Consider the following 18872-nt stretch of genomic DNA (forward strand, 5'->3'; position numbering starts at 1 on the left):
CTCAGGTCAGGAACGTGATGCACAGGGAGGCGACGAGGATGCCGAAGAGCATCACGACCGCCGAGTAGCCCAGGATGCGCCCCGCCCGCAGCTTGGTCAGCGCGAGCAGCGGCAGCGCCCAGAACGGCTGGATGCCGTTGGTGAGCTGGTCGCCCATGGCCACCGCCATGACGCCCACCCCGGGACGGATGCCCAGGGACTCGGTGGCGCCGATGACCACCGGACCCTGCACGGCCCACTGGCCGCCGCCCGAGGGCACGGCGAGGTTGACCAGGCAGGCGCTGATCAGGGCCCAGAACGGATACGTGAACGGGGTGGAGAACGAGATGAACCACTGGGTGATGACCTCCAGCAGCCCGGAGGTGTCCATGATCCCCATGATCCCGGCGTAGAAGGGGAACTGGATGATCACGGCGGAGGCGTTCCTCGCCCCCTCGGCGGCCGCCGCCGAGTAGCTGGCGAGCGTCCCGTGCAGGCCCAGTCCGGCCATGAGGAACGCGAAGTTGAGCATGTTGATGTCCATGCCCACCACACCGTTGGTCACGATGGCGGGCACGAGGTACACCAGCCCCACGGCGACCACCGCGTACACCAGGACGCGGCTGTGCATGAGGCGCTGCGCCGGTGACAGGGCGAGCAGTTCCTCCTTGGCGGGCCGCCCGGTCCCGCCGGGGCCGCTCTCGGCGGTGTCGCCGATCTCCTCGCTCTCCTCCGGCTTCGGGGTCATGCTCATCAGCAGCAGCGGGGCGCCGATCAGCATCGCCGCGAGGAAGACCAGGTTGAAGGGCTGGAAGATGGTCTCGCTGAGCGGCACGAGGCCGATCTGGTCCTCCAGGAAGTGCCCCGGGGTGTTGACGAGCAGCGGCGCCGATCCGGACAGCCCGCTGTGCCAGACCATCAGCCCCGTGTAGCCGCCCGCGACCACAAGCGGGAAGTGCACCCTGATCCCGCGTTCCTTGCAGGAGCGGGCCACCTCCACAGCCAGGAGCGCACCGGCGATCAGGCCGAGCCCCCAGTGCAGCATGCCCAGCAGCGCCGAGCCCACGGCCGTGACCAGTACCGCCGTCAGCGGCCCCCGGGCCAGCCCCGCCACCCTGTGGATCGCCCGCCGCGCCGGAGGCGACGAGGCCAGGGCGTACCCGGTGACCAGGACCAGGGTCATCTGCATGCCGAACTCCAGCAGGCCCCAGAACCCGCCGTACCAGTCCCCGACCAACTGGATCGGGGTGCGTTCGGTCAGGAACAGGGCCATACCGAAGACGAGCGCGGACAGGATGACCGCGAAGACGAAGGCGTCCGGCACCCACCTGGTGCTGAACGCCGCGAGCGCGTTTCCGAAGCGGCGCATTAGGGGGCTCCCACGGGTTCGGGGGCCCGACTCCGGCGGAGGGTGCCGGAGCCCCGGGCCCCGAGGTGAGAGCACTGTGTTGCATGGGTCACATGGGAGTCAAGATCAAACTAGGCGATTTGAGGGTTTTCAGCGTCAGGCCGGCAGGTCGTTCACACCAGCCCCGCGGGGTCAAAGCCGGTGGGGCGCCGCCGAGTCACGGAGGATCGTCCTCGTCGACCTCACCCTGGCGGTGTCGTCCGTGCTCTCCCACATCCTCTGCCGTGCTGGTACGCGTGGCGCGCGGTCGCCCAGGAGCACTCCCTCGCGGCCCGAACGCCCCCGGAAGCGCTCGCGAACGCCCGGACCGGACACGAAAACGACGGCCCCGGGCAGCTCACTGCCCGGGGCCGTGTTCGCCTTACGTCTACTCGCCCGCCTTCGCCCAGTAGGTGCGCCACTGCTCGTCGCTGAGCTCGCGGGGTTCGTGGCCCTCGGCGCGGGCGGCCTCCTCGGCGGCGCGCACGCGGGTGTCGAAGCGGCGGGCCGCCAGACGCAGGTCGGTCTCGGCGTCACGACCCTGGTCGCGCTCGGCGGCCACCGCGGCGAAGAGCTCTCCGCCCTCGACACCGTCGTCGCCCACGAGATCGGCCGGGAATCCGTTGCGCACCGCCCGCTTCTGGAGCTCGTAGGCAAGCAGCACGGCGGGCTGGGCGAAGGGCACCCCGTCCAGGACCGAGGTCTCACCCGTGCCGCCGTTGGCCCTGGCCTTCTCGGCGCGCTCGGCGGCCTTGATGGCCTCCCAGTTCGACCACACCTCGTCGGTGCCGGACACGTCCTGGCCCCCGAACACGTGGGGGTGGCGGCGGGTCATCTTGTCGATGATCGCGTCGGCGACGTCGTCCACAGTGAACCGGGCCGGGTCGCCCTCGGGGCGCTCGGCGCCGATCGCGGAGTGGAAGACCACCTGGAGCAGCACGTCACCGAGCTCCTCGCGCAGCTGCGGGTAGTCACCGTCCTCGATGGTCTCCAGGGTCTCGTAGGACTCCTGGATGAGGAACTTCGCCAGGGACTCGTGGGTCTGGGTGCTGTCCCACGGGCACTCCCGGCGCAGCGTCTCCATCACCTCGACCAGGCGGAGCATCCGGTGCCCGGGCACCGGTGGGGTCGGGGCGTCGCTCGTCATCATTCCTCGCTCACGTGCTGGTCGGAGGGGAGCCAACCGCCCTCGCGCAGGGCGTCCAGCACCAGGGCCACGGACTCGGCGGGGTCCGCGCCCACGGTGTCGACGACCAGGTCGGCGTCGGTGGGCTCCTCGTAGGGGTCGGAGACCCCGGTGAACTCGGGGATGCGCCCCGCCCGCGCCTGGGCGTACAGGCCCTTGCGGTCGCGGGCCTCGCACTCCTCCAGGGGCGTGGCCACGTGCACCAGGAAGAAGTCCCCGAACTCCTCCACCATGGCACGGACCTCGGCCCGTCCGGCCGCGTACGGCGCGATCGGCGCGCACACCGCCACCCCGCCGTGGCGGGTGATCTCGGCGGCGACGTAGCCGATGCGCCGGATGTTGAGTTCGCGGTCCTGCCGGGAGAAGGTCAGCCCCTTGGAGAGCACGCGCCGCACCACGTCGCCGTCGAGCAGGCTCACCGTGCGGCCCGAGCGCCGGACTCCGTCGCACACCCCCCGGGCGATGGTGGACTTGCCCGATCCGGACAGGCCCGTGAAGAGCAGGGTGAGGCCGCGGCGGGTACGCGCGGGGCGCAGCCGCGCGAGTTCGGCGCCCACCCGTGCGGGGGTGAACCAGGACGGGAGTTCGCGGCCGTGCGCGAGTTCCGCCGCGACCTCGTCGTCGCTCAGCTCCGCGAGGACCGTGCGCGGGTCGACGTGGGTGAGGGGCTTCCACAGCGCCTCGTTCGCGTCGTACCGCCACGGCTCGGGGTCCAGGACGGTCAGCGGCGGCCGCAGCGCCATGACCCGCTCGGTCTCGGGCGGGCGGCCGCCCGCCTCGACCAGCAGGTGGGTGGCGCCGTAGGCGGCGGCGACGTGCCCCGCCAGCGCGGCGTCGCGTTCGGTCCACGCCCCGCCGAGCGTGCTCGTGGAGCGTGCTCCGGACCGGGGCAGGGTGACGACGGCGAACGACGTCCGGGGCGGCAGCAGCGGCTCGGCCGCCAGCACGGTCGCGGCCAGTCCCTCGTCGTGCAGCCCGGTGTCGACGATGACGAGGACCTCGGCGCGCCCCAGCGTCTCGGCCTCGGCGCGGATCTGGTGCAGGGCGCGGTGGTGCAGCGGCCGGTCGGTGACCACAGCGAGCAGAGGCCGGTCCGGGGTGGGCTCCAGCCCCCGCTGGGCGCGCACCTCGGCGGGGGTGGCCCGCAACTCCCGCAGGACCCCGTAAGTGGGCGGCCGCAGCAGGGTGACGTCTCCGGCCAGGTAGTGCACACCGGCCTCACCGGACGACTCCCAGCGCTCGCTCACCACGAGTTCGGCCAGCGGGGCGCCCTCCAGGTCCGTGAGCGTGAGCCGCTCCTGTCCCGCCAGTTCCTCCGGCACCTCAAGGGTGACCGGAACCGGCCAGGGGCGGCCGTCGGGCAGACGTCCCCGGAGCGCCACCGACTCCGCCTGTTCGCGGGTCATGAACCCGGCCAGCGGGTAGGCGCCGCTGAGGATGAGTTCCAAGTGGGCGAGGCCGTCCGGACCTGGGGCGAAGGCCGGGGCACTCGATCGGCCGGCGCCCCCGCCCGGCCCGCTCCCGTCTCTGTGGGCACTCACCACGCACATCCTCTTCTCTGTCCGTCCAGCGGGACCCTCCACGAGCGTCCAGCGTATGCCCGCCGGCCCCCACACCCCGGCGTCGAGGCCGTCGCTGCGGAATATCACCAGTTCAGGATGGGTTCGGTAGGAAGTGACCCTTCCGGTTCCCCGAGTGTGGGAGTGGGGCGCGGACGCGGCGGAACCCAACCGCCGACCCCGCGACCGGCCCGCGTGTGACGGCGGTACTGGATAAGCTGAGAGAAGCCGGGTGGTCACGCCCATCGGCCGCCCACAACCGTCACCGTTCACGTACGGACCCGTCCCCACTCGCCTCGCGGGACGGCGGCAACCGTGCCCGCCGCACGCGGGTGTCGGCGTCAGGGCAGGACCCGACTCCTGAACCGGACCACTTCCAGTTTTTGGTGCTATGAGCCTCATTGGACTTCTCGCCGACGTCTCCAAGGACCCGGCACTGCACAGTGCGATCGAGACCGCCCGGAGCGGCCGCGATCCCCACCTCGACCTCGTCGCCCCGGCGGCACTGCGCCCCTTCATGGTGGGGGCGCTGGCCGCCGAGTCCCCCGTGGGCGCGAACCGGCCGGTGCTCGCCGTCACCGCCACCGAGCGGGAGGCCGCCGACCTGACCGACGCGCTCGGCTCGCTGCTGCCCGCGGACTCGGTCGCGCTCTTCCCCGCCTGGGAGACCCTCCCGCACGAACGGCTCTCCCCGCGTTCGGACACCGTGGGCCAGCGCCTCGCGGTGCTGCGCCGTCTGGCGCACCCGGACCCCGCGGACCCGCTCACCACCCCGCTGCGCGTGGTGGTGGCCCCGGTCCGCAGCGTCCTCCAGCCGCTGGTGGCCGGGCTGGGCGACCTCGAACCCGTCCGTATCCGGCCCGGTGACGAGGCCTCCCTGGAGGACGTGGTCAGCTCCCTGACCAACACCGGCTACGCCCGCGTGGACCTGGTGGAGAAGCGCGGCGACATGGCCGTGCGCGGCGGCATCCTGGACGTCTTCCCGCCCACCGAGGAGCACCCGCTCCGGTTGGAGTTCTGGGGCGACACCGTCGAGGACATCCGTTACTTCCAGGTGGCCGACCAGCGCTCCATCACCCCCGGCGAGGCCGGGGAGGCCACCGACTCCCGCGCCGCCTCCGGCCTGTTCGCCCCGCCCTGCCGTGAGCTGCTGCTCACCGACACCGTGCGCGAGCGCGCCCGCGCCCTGGCCGCCGAACACCCCTCACTGGCCGAGGTGCTCAACAAGATCGCCGACGGCGTCTCGGTCGAGGGCATGGAGGCCTTCGCCCCCGTCCTCGCCGAACGCATGGAACCCTTCCTGGAGTACCTGCCGAAGAACGCGATGGTGCTGGGCTGCGACCCCGAGCGCATCCGGACCCGCGCCGTGGAGCTGGAGGCCACCAGCGCCGAGTTCCTGGACGCCTCCTGGATCAACGCCGCCTCCGGCGGTGAGGCCCCCATCGACCTCGGCGAGTCCGCCTACATGTCCATCTCCGAGCTGCGCTCGGCCGCGACGGGGCTGGGGCTGCCCTGGTGGGGTCTGACCCCCTTCAGCGCCGGTGAGGGCACCGGGCAGGACCCGAGCGAGGAGGACGACGCCGTCGTGGTGGGCGCGGTGCCCGCCGACTCCTACCGCGGCGACACCGAGCGCGCCCTGGCCGACGTCAAGAGCTGGCTGCACGACAACTGGAGCGTCGTGCTGGTCACCCAGGGCCACGGCCCGGCCGAACGCCTGGTGGCCATGCTCAGGGACGCGGGGCTGGGTGCCACGCTCGCCGCCGACCTGGCTGAGCCGCCCAAGGAGGCGATCGCCACGGTCACCACCGGCCTGGTCGACCACGGCTTCCTGCTGCGGTCGGTGCACACGGTGGTCCTGACCGAGACCGACCTCGTGGGGCAGAAGTCCTCCACCCGCGACATGCGCCGCATGCCCAGCCGCCGCAAGGGCACGGTCGACCCCCTCCAGCTCAAGCCCGGCGACTACGTCGTGCACGAACAGCACGGCGTGGGCCGCTACCTGGAGATGGTCAGCCGCCAGATCCAGGGCGCCACCCGCGAGTACCTGCTCATCGAGTACGCGCCCTCCAAGCGCGGCCAGCCCGGCGACCGCCTGTTCGTGCCCACCGAGCAGCTCGGCGAGGTCACCCGGTACGTGGGCGGCGAGGCGCCGACGCTGTCCAAGATGGGCGGCGCCGAGTGGAGCAAGGCCAAGAGCCGGGCCCGCAAGGTGGTCCGCGAGATCGCCGGAGACCTCATCCGCCTGTACTCGGCGCGGCAGGCCTCCCCCGGGCACGCGTTCGGGCCGGACACCCCGTGGCAGAACGAGCTGGAGGACGCCTTCCCCTACGTGGAGACGCCCGACCAGCTGGCCGCCATCGACGAGGTCAAGAAGGACATGTCGAAGTCGGTCCCGATGGACCGGCTGATCTGCGGCGACGTGGGTTACGGCAAGACCGAGGTGGCGGTGCGCGCCGCGTTCAAGGCGGTGCAGGACGGCAAGCAGGTGGCGCTGCTGGTGCCCACCACCCTGCTGGTCCAGCAGCACCTGTCCACGTTCACCGAGCGCTACGCGTCCTTCCCCGTCAAGGTCAAGCCGATGTCGCGGTTCCAGACCGACGGCGAGGTCGAGCTGACCCGCGAGGGCCTGCGCTCCGGCGAGGTGGACGTGGTGATCGGCACGCACCGGCTCCTGTCACAGGAGACCCGCTTCAAGGACCTGGGCCTGGTCATCATCGACGAGGAACAGCGCTTCGGAGTGGAGCACAAGGAGGCCCTGAAGCGGCTGCGCACCCAGGTCGACGTACTGGCGATGTCGGCCACGCCCATCCCGCGCACCCTGGAGATGGGCCTGACGGGCATCCGCGAGATGACCACGATCCTCACCCCGCCCGAGGAGCGCCACCCGGTGCTCACCTTCGTGGGGCCCTACGAGGACAAGCAGATCACCGCGGCGATCCGGCGCGAGCTGATGCGTGAGGGACAGGTGTTCTTCGTGCACAACCGGGTGGCGTCCATCGACAAGGTGGCCGCCTCCATCAAGCGCCTGGTCCCCGAGGCCCGGGTGGCCTACGCGCACGGCCAGATGAACGAGCAGCAGCTCGAGAAGGTCATGGTCGACTTCTGGGAGAAGAACTTCGACGTGCTGGTCTCCACGACCATCGTCGAGTCCGGCCTGGACGTGCCCAACGCCAACACGCTCATCATCGACCGCGCCGACACCTACGGGCTGTCCCAGCTGCACCAGCTGCGCGGCCGTGTGGGCCGTGGCCGCGAGCGCGCCTACGCGTACTTCCTGTACCCGCCGGAGCGCCCGCTCACCGAGACCGCCTACGAACGGCTCGCCACCGTCGCCCAGCACACCGAGACCGGCGCGGGCATGTACGTGGCCATGAAGGACCTGGAGATCCGGGGCGCGGGCAACATCCTGGGCGCGGAGCAGTCCGGGACCATCGCGGGCGTGGGATTCGACCTGTACGTGCGTATGGTCGGTGAGGCCGTGGCCGAGCTCAAGGGAGACCCGGAGGCGGTGGCCGAGGTCGAGACCAAGGTGGAGCTGCCGATCAACGCGCACATCCCGCACGACTACGTGCCGGGCGAGCGGCTGCGCCTCCAGTCGTACAAGCGGATCGCCAGCGTCACCAGCGAGCAGGACATCCTCGCCGCCTACGAGGAGCTCACCGACCGCTTCGGCGCACCGCCGCAGCAGGTGGACAACCTCATGGCGGTGGCCCGGTTCCGGGTGCTGGCCAAGTCCGCCGGGCTGGCCGACGTGGTCATGCAGGGCAACCAGATCCGTTTCTCCCCGGTGGAGCTGCGCGAGTCCCAGGAACTGAGGCTGCGGCGGATGTACCCGAGGTCCATCCAGAAGGAGTCCGCGAAGACCCTCCTGGTACCGGTCCCCAAGGCGGGCGGGTTGGGCGGCAAGCCGCTGCGCGACCTCGAACTCCTCAAGTGGTGCACGGACCTCGTGAACTCGATCTTCGAGCCCGGCAAGCGCCGGGTCGCCCCGCAGGGCGACTGACGGCCCGAGAGACGACGGAGGGCACGGCCACCGGCCGTGCCCTCCGTCGTCTCCGGGGTCGGGGGCCCGTCCCGGGCTTCCCACCTCAGTCGCGCCGGTCCACCTCTTCGGGAGCGGCCTCGTAGGTGATGCCGTACAGCTCCTCCTCCGACTCCTCGTCCGCGCGGCCGCGACGCCACCAGCCGCCCTCGGCGCGCCGGTCCGCGCGGCGCTGCCCCCGCAGCTCCCGGCGGGCCTCCCGGCGTGCCTGCCGCTCCACCACGCGGTCGCGCCTGCGCGCCTGCCGCACACGCCGCAGCACCGCCCGGCGTTCGGCGATGGTCGGCTCCGGCGCCTCCTCCGCCACCTTCTCCTCGCGCTCCTCCTCGCGGGGGCGCAGCGCCGTGACGGTGGCCAGCCCCTTGCCGACCGGGACGTCCTCGGGCAGCTCCACCACGGGCACTGCGGGTTCGGGGCTCGGCTCGGCCGCGGCCTCCTCCCGCTCCGCGGCCACCTCACGGGACTGCTTGCGCGTGTACCACCAGTTGGCGATCCAGGCCGCCACCGCCGCCGCCACCCCCACTTCGAGGGCGGCCACCACTCCCACCTGCCAGGCCGAGGGGCCCATGTCGCTGAGCCGCTGCGCACCCAACGAACCGCCCGCCACCCCGGCCAGGGCGGCGAACAGCAGCCCCGTCGTCACGCCGCACACGAACCCCCACAGCGGCGCCGCCTCGCTGACCACGTCCGGCGCGCTGCGCTGGGTCAGCACCCCGCCGATCGCCCCCGCCAGGAACGGCACCGCCAGAGCGCCCAGGGACAGCACCGGGGCGGCGCCGTTGGAGGGCAGCGCCGCGAGCATCGGCAGTGCCGGGACAGCGCCCACCGACACCTCCGTCGGCGCGACCACCGTGGACGCACCCATCGCGAACCCGGGGCCGAGCGCGTAACAGACCGCGAACACCACCGCGTTGGGCAGGTACGCCAACTGCACGATCAGCAGGAGCGAACCGCCGACCACCCCCGGGCCCAGCGACCGCGTGATCTCGACCGCCTCCGGCAGGTTCATCCCCAACGCCACCAGGAACAGCACCAGCCCCCCGACCAGCAGGGTTCCCGTGGCCGCGAGCATGCCTACCAGCAGCGACCTCGACCGCGCGGGCATGAGGTCGAGAAGGTCGCGCGCGGCCACGCCCTTGTCCCGCATGAGCTGGCGCAGCACCCCCAGCCCGCCCGCGATGAACGCGATCACGAACCCCATGAGGAGGGCGCGCGGCATGCTGGGCACGGCCTCGTCGGTGCGGGCCAGGAGCGCGAGCGTGCCCGCGATCGCCGCGTAGGGACCGGCGATGGCCAGCGCCGCCCGGTGCACGTGCCGCAGCCGCTCGATCACGCAGCAGCCCGCCAACCATCGGCCGAACCGGTACAGCAGCATCCCCGGCAACAGGACCAGACCCATCGGCAACAGGCTGATCTGCCCCTCCGCGATGGAGAAGGACACGTGGTGGCCGACCAGCCAGGCCAGCACGGCGCCCCGCAGCAGGTCCACGATGTCCTCACCGAAGGTGTCGTGGGGCGCGGCCACCCACCCGGCCATGGTGAGCGTGACGATCACCGCCAGGCCGATACCGGCGGCCGAAGCCGCGGCCACCCCGCCCGTGGAGTAGATCGGTCGGCCCGCCGCCTCCGGCGGTGACGCGGGCACACTCCCGGGGGCCCCGTCGCTGGTGCTCGTGGACCGCTTCGACTGTCGGCCTCGGTCGGGGGGAGATCCTGGCGTACTCACCCGACTTATGCTGCCAGGGACCGGAATGCTCCGTGGTATCCGGGCCGCGCGTGTCGTGTGCGGGTCGCCATGACGGAACGCCCCACAAACGCGATACGTCGTAAGATGAGACCCCGCCCCCCGCACCAAGGACGCCACATGGCAGAACTCGAACCCGACCGCAGCTACCGGCTGTCCGACACCGAACGCGACGAGGCTCTCGGGAAGCTGCGCGTGGCGTTCGAGGAGGGGCGACTCGACACCGAGGAGCACGAGTACCGCTCGGACGCCGCGCTCCGGGCGGTGAACAACGCCGACCTCGTCCCGCTCTTCGACGACCTGCCGCGCAGACTCGCCCCCAGCTCCGTCGCCGAACCCGACCCGGCCCACCCGTCCGCCGAGACCTCCCCCGCCGTCCCCGACGAGGACGAGGCCGAGGTCTCCGAGAAGGACAGGGGCGTGAACATCGGCGGACTCCTCGGCTGGGGCGGCTTCCTTCTGCTCGTGTGGGGCACGCCCTCGTTCGTCAGCGGCAACGTCTACGCCATCACGGTCTTCCTCGGGTTCTTCTGCCTCATGGTGGTCGGCCCCCTCGTCGGGCAGCTCATCTCCCAGCGCCGACGGCGCGACCAGCTCGGCGGCTGACCCCCGCACACGAAACGGCTCCGCCCCACCGACCGGATGTCACCGGAGGCGGGGCGGAGCCGTGCTGAACGAGCGCCCTGCGGGGCACGTCCCCTAGAAGAGGTCGCGCACCAGCTGAGCGGTCTCGCTCGGGGTCTTGCCGACCTTGACGCCAACGGCCTCGAGGGCCTCCTTCTTGGCGGCGGCCGTACCGGAGGAGCCCGAGACGATGGCGCCGGCGTGGCCCATGGTCTTGCCCTCCGGGGCGGTGAAGCCAGCGACGTAGCCGACGACGGGCTTGGTCACGTTGGCCTTGATGAAGTCGGCCGCGCGCTCCTCGGCGTCGCCACCGATCTCACCGATCATCACGATCACGTCGGTGTCCGGGTCGGCCTCGAAGGCCGCCAGGGCGTCGATGTGCGTGGTGCCGATGATCGGGTCGCCACCGATGCCGACGGCGGACGAGAAGCCGATGTCGCGCAGCTCGTACATCATCTGGTAGGTGAGCGTGCCCGACTTCGAGACCAGGCCGATGCGGCCCGGCTTGGCGATGTCGGCCGGGATGATGCCGGCGTTGGACTGACCCGGGGTGATGAGACCGGGGCAGTTCGGGCCGACGATGCGGGTCTTGTTGCCCTTGGAGCCGGCGTAGGCCCAGAAGGCGGCGGTGTCGTGGACCGGGATGCCCTCGGTGATCACGACGGCCAGACCGATCTCGGCGTCGATCGCCTCGACGACGGCGTCCTTGGAGAACTTCGGCGGAACGAAGATCACGGTGACGTCGGCGCCGGTGGCGGCCATGCCGTCGGCGACGGAGCCGAAGACGGGCACCTCGGTGCCGTCGAAGTCGACGCTCTGCCCGGCCTTGCGCGGGTTCACGCCACCAACGATGTTGGTGCCGGACGCGAGCATACGGCGGGTGTGCTTGGTGCCCTCAGAGCCGGTCATGCCCTGGACGAGCACCTTGCTGTCCTTGTTGAGGAAGATAGCCATGGTGTGTTGTCCCTACTTCGCCGCGAGCTCGGCGGCCTGAGCGGCGGCGCCGTCCATCGTGTCGACCCGACGAACGGCCGGGTGGGCGCGCTCGTCGAGGATCTGGCGGCCCAGTTCGGCGTTGTTGCCGTCCAGGCGCACGACCAGCGGCTTGCTGACGTCGTCGCCGCGCTGCTCCAGGAGCTCCAGAGCCTGCACGATGCCGTTGGCGACCGCGTCGCAGGCGGTGATGCCACCGAAGACGTTGACGAAGACGCTCTTGACGGCGGGGTCGCCCAGGATGATCTCCAGGCCGTTCGCCATCACCTCGGCGGAGGCGCCGCCACCGATGTCGAGGAAGTTGGCGGGCTTGACGCCACCGTGGTTCTCACCGGCGTAGGCGACCACGTCCAGGGTCGACATGACCAGACCGGCACCGTTACCGATGATGCCGACCTCGCCTTCGAGCTTGACGTAGTTGAGGCCCTTGGCCTTGGCGGCGACCTCGAGCGGGTCACCCTCCTCGGCGAAGGTCAGGCTCTCGAGGTCCTGGCGGAACTCGGCGTTCTCGTCCAGGGTCACCTTGCCGTCGAGGGCGACGACCCGGCCGTCCTTGGTCAGGATGAGCGGGTTCACCTCCACGAGGGTGGCGTCCTTGCCCACGAAGGCGTCCCACAGCTTGGAGACGATCTCCGTGGCGCCCGCGGCGGCGGCCTCGGGCAGGTTGCCCGCCTTGACGATCTCCGCGGCGACGTCGGCCGGGGCGCCCTTCAGGGCGTCGATCGAGATCTTGGCGACGGCGTCGGGGTTGGTCTCGGCGACCTCCTCGATCTCCATGCCGCCCTCTTTGGAGCAGATGGAGAGGAAGTTGCGGTTGGCGCGGTCGAGCAGGAAGGAGAAGTAGTACTCCTCGGCGATGTCGCTCGCCTCCTCGACAAGGACACGGTGGACCGTGTGGCCCTTGATGTCCATGCCGAGGATCTGCCCGGCCTTGGCCTCGGCGTCCTCGGGGCCCTCGGCCACCTTGACGCCGCCGGCCTTACCGCGGCCACCGGTCTTGACCTGGGCCTTCACGACGACGCGGGGCTTGCCCGCGGCGGCGAACTCATCGGCGATGGCACGCGCCTCAGCGACCGTGCTCGCCACCTTCCCCTGGGGTACGGGAACCCCGTACTCTGCGAAGAGTTGCTTCGCCTGGTATTCGAACAGGTCCACGAGGGTCCGTCCTTGTAACTCGCTGGCTCAAGTGTGTACCGGGGTGGCGTGTCGATCGGCGTGACGCACTGGAGGGGTGTCACACCACGACGCAGAGCCCCGTTGGGGGTGAGCCGCCTACAGAGATCGAGATCGCCGCGGCGTTGCCACCCGCGACATGCGCAAAGCTTAGTCGCCCGTCGTCCGGCCGCCGGACACCAGGGTCGCGTTCACCCCATGGTCTTGCGCACAAATGCCGCTCATGCGGCGTTGCGACCCCTCCGACTTGGGAAGATATGTGACGAGAGACACCGCTGATAACACCGGTTCGGGTCGATTCACCCGGGATCGGACCCCTGACGAACTGCGACGAAGGTCACGAACCCCTCAGGCTGCGTGCGCGGGCCGGATGTTCTCGCGCACCCACTCCGCGATCTCGGCTGTCGGCGCCCCGGGTGTGAAGATCCGGGCGACCCCCATCGCCTCCAGTTCCGCGATGTCGGAGTCGGGGATGATGCCCCCGCCGAAGACCCTGATGTCGGTGGCGTCGTTCTCGCGAAGCAGCTCCATGACCCGACCGAACATCGTCATGTGGGCGCCCGAGAGCACCGACAGGCCGATGGCGTCGGCGTCCTCCTGGAGCGCGGCGGCGACGATCATCTCCGGGGTCTGACGCAGTCCGGTGTAGATGACCTCCACCCCGGCGTCCCGCAGGACCCGGGCGACGATCTTGACCCCCCGGTCGTGCCCGTCCAGTCCCGGCTTCGCGACGACGACGCGCGCGGCGGCCTCGGCCATGGCGTACCCCTCACTACGTTCCCCTCGGGCGCCCCTTGTGAGGGCCCTCCCGCGGGGGGAGATGATCGACTCGTGTGAAGAGTAACCCAGGTCACTCGCGGGTGCGGGGCACGGGGGCGGGTATCGTCCGAGGATGGATGACGGATTCGAACAGACCAGTACCGAGGACCTGCGGGAACGCGCCCTGGACCTGGCGCGCAGGCGCTGGGACGTGGGCTTCCTCTGGCGGCTGCTGCGCCTGATCCCCGCCGCCGAGGCCGCCGCGGGCAACCCCGAGGCCAGTGAGGCGAGCGTCGCCCAGGCCACCGGGCTCCTCTATGAGGCGTTCTCGGCGGAGCACGACCCCAAGGTCCACGAGGCGCTGCGCCCGGTCTACATCGACTACCTCACCAGCGAGGACTGACCCGACCTACGTGTCCGAAAACCGCCAGCACGCCCCATCGGAATCGGCGAACATGGTGGTTGTGATGGACGACGAGCAGCGCTACAGAGCGGTACGGAGCAGGGACTCCCGTTTCGACGGGGTCTTCTACACCGCCGTGCGCACCACCGGCATCTACTGCCGCCCGAGCTGCCCGGCGGTGACCCCGCGCCGGGAGAACGTCCGGTTCTACCGCACCGCGGCCGCCGCGCAGGAGTCGGGGTTCCGCGCCTGCAAACGGTGCCGGCCGGACACCGTGCCCGGCTCCCCCGAGTGGAACGTGCGGGCCGACGTCGTGGGCCGGGCGATCCGGCTGATCCACGACGGCGCCGTGGACCGCGGCGGTGTGAGCGCCCTCGCGGAGAACGTCGGCTACAGCGAACGCCAGCTGAACCGGCTGCTCACGGCCGAGGTCGGCGCGGGGCCCCTGGCCCTCGCGCGGGCCGAGCGCACACACACCGCCCGCGTCCTCGTGGAGACCACCGACATGCCCATGGCGGACGTCGCCTTCGCCTCCGGGTTCAGCAGCGTGCGCCAGTTCAACGAGACGATGCGCGCGGTCTTCGACCGTTCCCCGTCCCAGATGCGCGCGACCACCCGGAGGGCGGCGCCGACCCCGGGCGGGATCGTGCTGCGGCTCCCCTACCGGGGTCCGATCGACCTGGAGGGGATGCTCTCCTTCCTCGGCGCCCGCGCGGTCCCGGGTGTGGAGGGGTTCGACGGCTCCTACCGTCGTACACTGCGCCTGCCCCACGGTCCCGGCGTCGTCGAACTCTCCTCCGGCTCCGACCACGTCCTGTGCCGACTGTGGCTGACCGACCCCAGCGACCTGACCAGCGCCGTACGCCGCTGCCGGAGCCTCCTGGACCTGGACGCCGACCCCGACGCGGTCGCCGAGGTCCTGGGGCCCGACCCGGTACTCGGCCCCGTGCTCCGCCAGCGTCCCGGAACCCGCGCTCCGGGCCACGTGGACCCCGCCGAACTCGCGGTCCGCGCGGTCCTTGGCCAGCAGGTGTCGGTCAAGGCCGCGCGTACCCTGGCAGGACGGCTGGTGTCCCGCTACGGGGAACCGCTGCCCTCCGGGCTCGGCGACCTGTTTCCCGAACTCACCCACACGTTCGCCTCCCCGGACTCCCTGGCCGGTGCCGATCCCACCGGGATGTCCATCCCCGTGTCGCGGGGCAGGGCCCTGACCACGATGGCCGGGGCGATCGCCTCCGGCCGTGTGGACCTGGGCCCGGGCTGCGACCGGGACGAGGCGCAGCGACAACTGATGGAACTGCCCGGGATCGGCCCGTGGACCGCCGGATACGTCCGGATGCGCGGCCTGGGCGACCCGGACGTCTTCCTGTCCACGGACCTCGGCGTCCGCCAGGCCCTGAAACAGGAGGCCGAGCCCGAGGCCTGGAGCCCGTGGCGTTCCTACGCGACCCACCTCCTGTGGGCGTCACTCAGCCTGAAGGAGTCAGCATGATCACCGAACAGGACACCCTTCCCATGGACCTGGAGCGGCCCGCTCCGTCCCGCGAGACCGCGGTGACGTTCCGTTCGCCGCTGCCCGGCCCGACCCGCCACAGCACGATGGACTCGCCCCTGGGCGAGCTGACGCTCTTCGGCGACGGCGAGGCCCTCGGCGGGCTCCTGACGCCGCCCAAACAGGGAACGCGTGCCATCCCATCGGACTGGGTGGCCGACGAGGGCTCCTTCACCGAGGTGAGGAAGCAGCTGGCCGCCTACTTCGCGGGGGAGCTCCAGCACTTCGACCTGCCCCTCGCTCCCGCCGGGACGCCCTGGCAGCTCCAGGTGTGGCGGGCGCTGACCACCATCCCCTACGGGGAGACCTCCAGTTACGGCCAGCTCGCCCGGGAACTGGGCCGGCCCACCGCGTCCCGTGCCGTGGGCATGGCCAACGGGCGGAACCCGATCAGCGTCATCGTTCCGTGCCACCGGATCATCGGCGCCGACGGGAAACTGACCGGCTACGCCGGGGGCCTGGAGCGCAAGGAGTTCCTGCTGACGCTGGAGAGAACCATTCGGTAGGGAACCAACCAAACAAGGGGTGTCGCCGGAGAAAGTTTCCGGAACACCCCTTGTCTGCTTGTGGGGGCCTGGTTACTCTGCGGTAGCCACGAGCTTGTGGTGTCACACCCCGTTCGCTCGATCCCCCCAGGAGAAGCGTTGACACTACCCACCCCCCTCGTACTGACCGCCTCGGTCGCGCTGGTCGTCACCTCGATGACCCCCGCGTCGGCGCAGACCGAACCCCTGAGCACCGCCGCCAACGTGGAGATCCTCACCGAGGTGGCCGAAGACCTCCCCACCACCACGTCCTCCCTGGCCGACTCGGTCATCGAGGACGTCCTGGCGGAACGCTCCACGGAGCTGTCCACCCTCGCCGCCCAGGACCGTGACGTGCGCGTCGACATCCGGGAGGCCAACGACGAGGCCGCCTTCGGTGTCGCCATCGTCACCGCCCCCGAGAGGGAAGGCGAGGACCCCCACGCCTGGTTGTTCGCGGCCGAACTCGACGGCGCGACCTGGGACATCGGACTCGAGGGCACCGAGGACTTCTCCCAGATCCTCGCCGACTCGGCCCTGATGGACACCGAACAGCGCGAGACCGTCGCGGCCTCCACCGACCCGGACCAGCTCTCCCCCATGGCCTACACCGGGGTGGGTCTGCCGTTCTCCATCGGTACCTCGATGATCATGACCGGCGGTCCGCACGGGTTCAGCGGCGGCCCCCCGTACAGCTCGGTGGACTTCGCCGGAGGCAACGGCCAGGCCCGCGCGGCCCGGGGAGGCTACGCCTACTCGCTCTGCTCCGGCTGGACCCGGGTCATCCACGACAACGGATACTCCACGGACTACTACCACCTGGAGGACTACCAGTGGCTGCCCGGTAACAACGTGGGCACCGGCCACTACCTGGGCACCCAGGGCAACAGCCTCTGCGCGGGCGGCTCGACCACCGGCGCGCACATCCACTTCGCCCTGCGCGGCTACACGGACCCGAACGCCGCCGGCTGGTACGTGGCCCTGAACGGCCTCACCCTGGGCGGCTGGACCTTCGTCGAGGGCGCCAACTACGGCGGCTACGCCTACCGCGACGGAGTGGGCACCGTCTACCCGGGCGGTGCGATGCACAACTACGGCTTCTAAAGTCGAAGCGCCCGGCTGCCCGGCCGGGCGCTCCACCTTCCGTTCGTACCGACTTTCGTAGCCGCAGGCTAGCTCTCGCGGCCGATGCCCCGACGGGGGCAGCCCCCCTAGGTTCGTGTGCAGACCACAACCGAAGGGACGGACATGACCAGCCGAGTGATGGCGACTATCGGGGCCGCGGCACTGCTGGGCCCGTTGGCGCTGACCCCTCCCGCCTCCGCCATCATCGGCGGGGTCGACGCCACCGAGGAGTACCCGTTCGTGACCGCCCTGTTCGACGACCAGGGCCTGCACTACTGCGGGGGTTCACTGATCGACGAGCAGTGGGTGCTCACCGCCGCCCACTGCTCCGACTTCGACCTGCTCGGCACGGAGAAGATCTCAGTGCGGGTGGGCAGCAACCATCGCGACGAGGGCGGCAGCGAACGCGAGGTGGTCGACGTGGTCCAGCACCCGGACTACGAGGCGCAGGACGTCAGCGACGACCCCGACTACCCCCACTCGTTCCTCCTGGTGCGCAAGGACATCTCACTCCTCAAACTGGACTCCCCGGTCGAGCAGACCCCCATCCGCATCGCCGAATACAGGCCGACCCCGGGCACCGAGGTGCGCGCGCTCGGCTGGGGCGTGGTCGACGAGCTCGGCCAGGAACCCAAGCCGGAGATCCTCCAGCAGCTCGACACCGAGATCGTGCCCGACGACCGCTGCGCGGAGCTCGACGAGGACCTCTGCTCCGAACACCCCACCGAACAGGCGCAGGTCTGCTCGACCGACTCCGGTAGCCCCATGATCCGCGGTGAGCAGGGCGACTGGGAGCTGGTCGGCCTCACCAGCCGCGACGGCGACTACGACGAGAGCGTCGCCTGCGTGGGCCCGTGGGTCTTCACCGAAACGGCGAAGCACAACGCCTGGGCCACCGACACGATCAGGAACTAGCACCCGCACTTGCCCCACGCAGTAGTGCCCCGCCCCCAGAGGCTGTGCAGCTCCCCACCCCCAAGGGGTGCTTGCAGCCTCGTCCCCGCTGGTTGAACCCGCACGGCACAACCCCCCAGGGGGTGTACACGTGCAGGTGTGCAGCTCCCTCACCCCCAGGGGGTGTGCTTGAAGCTCGGAGACCGCTGGTTGAACCCGCACGGCGCAAATCCCCTCAGACACAGCGGGGTACAAACGTGCACCTGTGTGCTTGGTTCAGTGGTGCGGGTTCGCCGTAGAGCGGCAAGCTGTGCCCGGACGGCGGGGGTATTTACCAGTGCTGGGGACACGCATCTCTAGAACACGTCAGAAGTCCTGGGGGGTGGCCCGTGTCCGTACTTGGCCCTGAACTACCAGACGTGCACCAGAGCACACATCCGCCAAGTGCGGTGCGGGCACAGCACCATCCACCCACCCCGCCCTGAATAAACCGAGAAACCCCAAGGGGCACGGTTGAACCCGCACCCGACCGCCTTTAGCTAATGGGAAAAACGGGTTGGCCGTAGAAAGGCCGCGCCACAGCAACCCCCACCGGCGAGGCCGCACACCCACACCAACCCCCAGTGGCCCTCGGCCCCGGGGGTTCTCTCATGACCTCGGCCCCGGGAGATCCCTCACGACCTCCACCCCGGGAGATCCCTCACAACCTCCCCCCCCGGGAGATCCCTCATAACCCAACCCCACCCCACACCACACCCCAAAACCACGATCCCCAAACCCAAATTCACAAACGCACAAACAACCCCAACAAAAAAAGGAGAGGAAGAACCCGCCCCAAAGGACAAGCCCTTCCCCTCCCTACCAAGAAAAACCGTGGCAGCGACCTACTCTCCCACCCCACAACAGGGCAGTACCATCAGCGCAAGGA

14 protein-coding genes are annotated in these 18872 nt (G+C 70.7%); 7 read left to right on the forward strand and 7 right to left on the reverse strand.

Going from position 1 to position 18872, the window contains the following annotated elements; all coding sequences use genetic code 11:
• Position 1: 1 nt before the first annotated feature.
• The 3 genes from BDW27_RS11680 to cysC all read right to left on the reverse strand — a co-directional run bounded on the left by BDW27_RS11680 (position 2) and on the right by cysC (position 4096).
• Positions 2–1348, reverse strand: a complete 1347-nt coding sequence (locus tag BDW27_RS11680) for a short-chain fatty acid transporter (protein WP_017545885.1) — start codon at positions 1346–1348, stop codon at positions 2–4.
• A gap of 406 nt (positions 1349–1754) precedes the next feature.
• The gene (locus BDW27_RS11685; RefSeq protein ID WP_110049299.1) at positions 1755–2513 is read right to left on the reverse strand and encodes a MazG family protein; all 759 of its coding nucleotides are present in this window, start codon (positions 2511–2513) and stop codon (positions 1755–1757) included.
• The gene (gene cysC / locus BDW27_RS11690) at positions 2513–4096 is read right to left on the reverse strand and encodes an adenylyl-sulfate kinase (RefSeq protein ID WP_110049327.1); all 1584 of its coding nucleotides are present in this window, start codon (positions 4094–4096) and stop codon (positions 2513–2515) included. The genes BDW27_RS11685 and cysC overlap by 1 nt, the downstream gene beginning before the upstream one ends.
• A gap of 406 nt (positions 4097–4502) precedes the next feature.
• Between cysC and mfd the strand changes: the two genes are divergently transcribed.
• Positions 4503–8114 carry a transcription-repair coupling factor gene (mfd, locus tag BDW27_RS11695; protein ID WP_110049300.1) on the forward strand — a complete coding sequence of 1204 codons (3612 nt, stop codon included), beginning with the start codon at positions 4503–4505 and terminating at the stop codon, positions 8112–8114.
• 85 nt (positions 8115–8199) lie between these two features.
• Here mfd and BDW27_RS11700 read toward each other — a convergent pair whose 3' ends face one another.
• On the reverse strand, positions 8200–9798 hold the full coding sequence (locus BDW27_RS11700) for a DUF6350 family protein (RefSeq protein WP_110049301.1): 1599 nt from the start codon (positions 9796–9798) through the stop codon (positions 8200–8202).
• A 219-nt stretch (positions 9799–10017) separates the two neighbouring features.
• Between BDW27_RS11700 and BDW27_RS11705 the strand changes: the two genes are divergently transcribed.
• Positions 10018–10503 (forward strand): DUF1707 domain-containing protein, encoded by a 486-nt coding sequence (locus BDW27_RS11705; RefSeq protein WP_017545890.1) that lies wholly within the window; start codon positions 10018–10020, stop codon positions 10501–10503.
• Between the two features lie 93 nt (positions 10504–10596).
• Here the strand turns inward: BDW27_RS11705 and sucD are convergent, their stop codons facing one another.
• The 3 genes from sucD to BDW27_RS11720 form a co-directional block, all read right to left on the reverse strand.
• Entirely contained in the window at positions 10597–11475 is an 879-nt protein-coding gene (gene sucD, locus BDW27_RS11710; RefSeq protein WP_017545891.1) for a succinate--CoA ligase subunit alpha, read from the reverse strand.
• Between the two features lie 12 nt (positions 11476–11487).
• Positions 11488–12669, reverse strand: a complete 1182-nt coding sequence (gene sucC, locus BDW27_RS11715; RefSeq protein WP_017545892.1) for an ADP-forming succinate--CoA ligase subunit beta — start codon at positions 12667–12669, stop codon at positions 11488–11490.
• 366 nt (positions 12670–13035) lie between these two features.
• On the reverse strand, positions 13036–13446 hold the full coding sequence (locus BDW27_RS11720) for a cobalamin B12-binding domain-containing protein (RefSeq protein ID WP_017545893.1): 411 nt from the start codon (positions 13444–13446) through the stop codon (positions 13036–13038).
• A 133-nt stretch (positions 13447–13579) separates the two neighbouring features.
• Between BDW27_RS11720 and BDW27_RS11725 the strand changes: the two genes are divergently transcribed.
• From BDW27_RS11725 to BDW27_RS11745, 5 genes are all read left to right on the forward strand, one after another.
• Complete coding sequence (locus BDW27_RS11725; protein WP_049575686.1) at positions 13580–13849, forward strand: hypothetical protein; 270 nt, start codon at positions 13580–13582, stop codon at positions 13847–13849.
• A 64-nt stretch (positions 13850–13913) separates the two neighbouring features.
• Positions 13914–15341 carry an AlkA N-terminal domain-containing protein gene (locus tag BDW27_RS11730; protein WP_304592235.1) on the forward strand — a complete coding sequence of 476 codons (1428 nt, stop codon included), beginning with the start codon at positions 13914–13916 and terminating at the stop codon, positions 15339–15341.
• Positions 15338–15907 carry a methylated-DNA--[protein]-cysteine S-methyltransferase gene (locus BDW27_RS11735; RefSeq protein ID WP_110049303.1) on the forward strand — a complete coding sequence of 190 codons (570 nt, stop codon included), beginning with the start codon at positions 15338–15340 and terminating at the stop codon, positions 15905–15907. Before BDW27_RS11730 ends, BDW27_RS11735 begins: the two co-directional genes overlap by 4 nt.
• A 138-nt stretch (positions 15908–16045) precedes the next feature.
• Positions 16046–17029 (forward strand): M23 family metallopeptidase, encoded by a 984-nt coding sequence (locus BDW27_RS11740; protein WP_110049304.1) that lies wholly within the window; start codon positions 16046–16048, stop codon positions 17027–17029.
• A 144-nt stretch (positions 17030–17173) separates the two neighbouring features.
• Complete coding sequence (locus BDW27_RS11745) at positions 17174–17965, forward strand: trypsin-like serine protease (RefSeq protein WP_110049305.1); 792 nt, start codon at positions 17174–17176, stop codon at positions 17963–17965.
• Positions 17966–18872 lie beyond the last annotated feature (907 nt).

This window comes from Nocardiopsis sp. L17-MgMaSL7 (assembly GCF_003182025.1).
In the GTDB taxonomy this organism is placed as follows: Bacteria; Actinomycetota; Actinomycetes; order Streptosporangiales; family Streptosporangiaceae; genus Nocardiopsis; species Nocardiopsis prasina.